This window comes from Pedobacter sp. A2324, assembly GCF_059693705.1.
Genome location: NZ_JCASSK010000012.1, coordinates 1 through 3,250 on the forward strand (window position 1 = coordinate 1; position 3,250 = coordinate 3,250).

General features: G+C 48.7%; 1 rRNA gene. It reads right to left on the minus strand.

The features are described 5' to 3' along the window. Positions 1-61: 61 nt before the first annotated feature. Positions 62-2,937 (minus strand): 23S ribosomal RNA (locus AC570I_RS21875). Between the last annotated feature and the right edge of the window lie 313 nt (positions 2,938-3,250).

Sequence of the window (3,250 nt, forward strand, 5' to 3'; positions counted from 1 at the left end):
AGCTTAAATGACATATTATTGAAAGAAGTTAAGTTTTGAAGAACAAACAACAGTCTGTTTGCTTTGAAAGCTTCGGGTGATTAGTACTACTCGACTATGGTGTCGCCACCTTTACATCTGTAGCCTATCAACGTAGTAGTCTCCTACGGCCCTATATGGAATTCTCATCTCGTGGCTAGTTTCGCACTTAGATGCTTTCAGCGCTTATCTATTCCCAGCGTAGCTACTCTGCAATGCCCCTGGCGGAACAACAGATTCACTAGAGGCTAGTCCAACCCGGTCCTCTCGTACTAAGGTCAGCCCCACTCAAAATTCCTACGCCCACAACAGATAGGGACCGAACTGTCTCGCGACGTTCTGAACCCAGCTCGCGTGCCACTTTAATCGGCGAACAGCCGAACCCTTGGGACCTTCTCCAGCCCCAGGATGTGACGAGCCGACATCGAGGTGCCAAACCTCCCCGTCGATATGAGCTCTTGGGGGAGATCAGCCTGTTATCCCCAGCGTACCTTTTATCCTTTGAGCGATGGCCCTTCCATGCAGAACCACCGGATCACTATATCCGTCTTTCGACCCTGATCGACCTGTATGTCTCACAGTCAAGCAAGCTTATGCTATTGCACTCCTCATACGGTTACCAAGCGTATTGAGCTTACCTTTGAAAGCCTCCGTTACCTTTTTGGAGGCGACCACCCCAGTCAAACTACCCATCAAACAATGTCTCCCCCTAAAGGGATTAGACACCGAATACAGAAAGGGTGGTATTTCAACGTTGGCTCCACGACGCCTAGCGACGCCGCTTCAAAGCCTCCCACCTATCCTACACATCCTGTATCCAATGTCAATGTTAAATTGTAGTGAAGGTGCATGGGGTCTTTCCGTCCCGTTGCGGGTACCCGGCGTCTTCACCGGGACCACAATTTCACCGAGCTCATGGCTGAGACAGCGCCCAGATCGTTACACCATTCGTGCAGGTCGGAACTTACCCGACAAGGAATTTCGCTACCTTAGGACCGTTATAGTTACGGCCGCCGTTTACTGGGGCTTCGATTCAATGCTTCTCCTTGCGGATGACATCCCCTCTTAACCTTCCAGCACCGGGCAGGTGTCAGGCCTTATACTTCATCTTTCGATTTTGCAAAGCCATGTGTTTTTGTTAAACAGTCGCCTGGGCCTTTTCACTGCGGCTGACATTGCTGCCAGCGCCCCTTCTCCCGAAGTTACAGGGCCATTTTGCCGAGTTCCTTAGCCATGATTCACTCGAGCACCTTAGAATCCTCTTCCCGGATACCTGTGTCGGTTTGCGGTACGGGTTTTTATAACCTGGAGCTTAGCGGTTTTTCTTGGAAGTCTGATTACCTGCGCTATCCACTCAGCCGAAGCCTCGCGGTACTATCAGCGTTCAGCAGGTCTGGCGGATTTGCCTACCAGTCCTATACCTACAGCCTTTAACGATCTATTCCGTCAGATCGCGGCAGTGTCACTACTCCGTCCCCACATCGCAGTTATAAAAAGTACGGTAATATTAAACCGTTGTCCATCGAATTTCCCCTTCGGGTTCTCCTTAGGTCCCGACTAACCCTGATCCGATTAGCGTTGATCAGGAAACCTTATCCTTTCGGTGGGCGGGTTTCTCGCCCGCCTTATCGTTACTTATGCCTACATTTGCTTTTCTATACGCTCCAGCACCCATTACCAGATACCTTCGCTGCATATAGAATGCTCCCCTACCGATATATTTCAATCCCATAGCTTCGGTGTACAGTTTAATGCCCGTTTATTATCCATGCCCGATCGCTCGACTAGTGAGCTGTTACGCACTCTTTAAATGAATGGCTGCTTCCAAGCCAACATCCTAGCTGTCTGTGCAATCGGACCTCGTTAGTTCAACTTAACTGTAACTTGGGGACCTTAGCTGATGGTCTGGGTTCTTTCCCTCTCGGCGCGTGACCTTAGCACCCCGCGCCTCACTGCAGATCATATCTGATAGCATTCGGAGTTTGTCTGGATTTGGTAGGATTTGACTCCCCCGCACCCAATCAGTAGCTCTACCTCTATCAGACTTAATATCCACGCTGTTCCTAAAAACATTTCGGGGAGTACGAGCTATTTCCCAGTTTGATTAGCCTTTCACCCCTACCCACAGATCATCCGGAAACTTTTCAACGTTTATCGGTTCGGTCCTCCAGTACGTGTTACCGCACCTTCAACCTGTCCATGGGTAGATCACAAGGTTTCGCGTCTACCCCCTCTGACTATACGCCCTATTCAGACTCGCTTTCGCTTCGGATCCGTGCCTTAAACACTTAACCTTGCCAGAGAGGAGTAACTCGTAGGCTCATTATGCAAAAGGCACGCCGTCACATAACTTGTATGCTCCGACCGCTTGTAAGTACACGGTTTCAGGTTCTATTTCACTCCCCTGTTCGGGGTTCTTTTCACCTTTCCCTCACGGTACTGGTTCACTATCGGTCTCTCAGGAGTATTTAGCCTTACCGGATGGTGCCGGCAGATTCCCACAAGGCGTCTCCGACCTCGCGGTACTCAGGATACTACTAGGCTAACATTCTATACGTGTACAGGGCTATCACCTTGTATCGCCGGGCTTCCCATCCCGTTCCACTTCTGTTTGTTAATGCCACATCGTAGTCCTACAACCCCCAGTATGCCGTAACATAATGGGTTTGGGCTCTTTCCCTTTCGCTCGCCACTACTCAGGAAATCATTGTTATTTTCTCTTCCTCTGCTTACTTAGATGTTTCAGTTCGGCAGGTTTGCTCATTATATGTGACTAGTCTTCAACTAGCCGGGTTGCCCCATTCGGAAATCTTCGGATCAATTCCTATTTGCAAATACCCGAAGCTTATCGCAGCTTATCACGTCCTTCATCGCCTCTGAGAGCCAAGGCATCCCCCGTGTACTCTTTATTACTTTCTTCTACTCATATGCCTTTTGCGCCATATGGTATGCTTTTTTTGCTCTTGTTATGATGTCTCATACCTTAGTTTGTATTGCTACGCCCCTCGGTGAGCACAAACACAACAGTCGCCTATTGTTGTTTGCTCTTCTTTTTTAACTTCTTCCAATATGTCAAAGAACTTTACTAAGAATCCACTAAGGGTATAAACTCACGGGTTTCATTGCCCGTTCATAAGCCTTAAGCTTCTTCTTGTTAGTAGTAAACCGCGGTCCCGAACCGTTTCTAGTGCCCCTTTGGCTGTTTCTTCTTAATCTTTATGTCAATGTATAC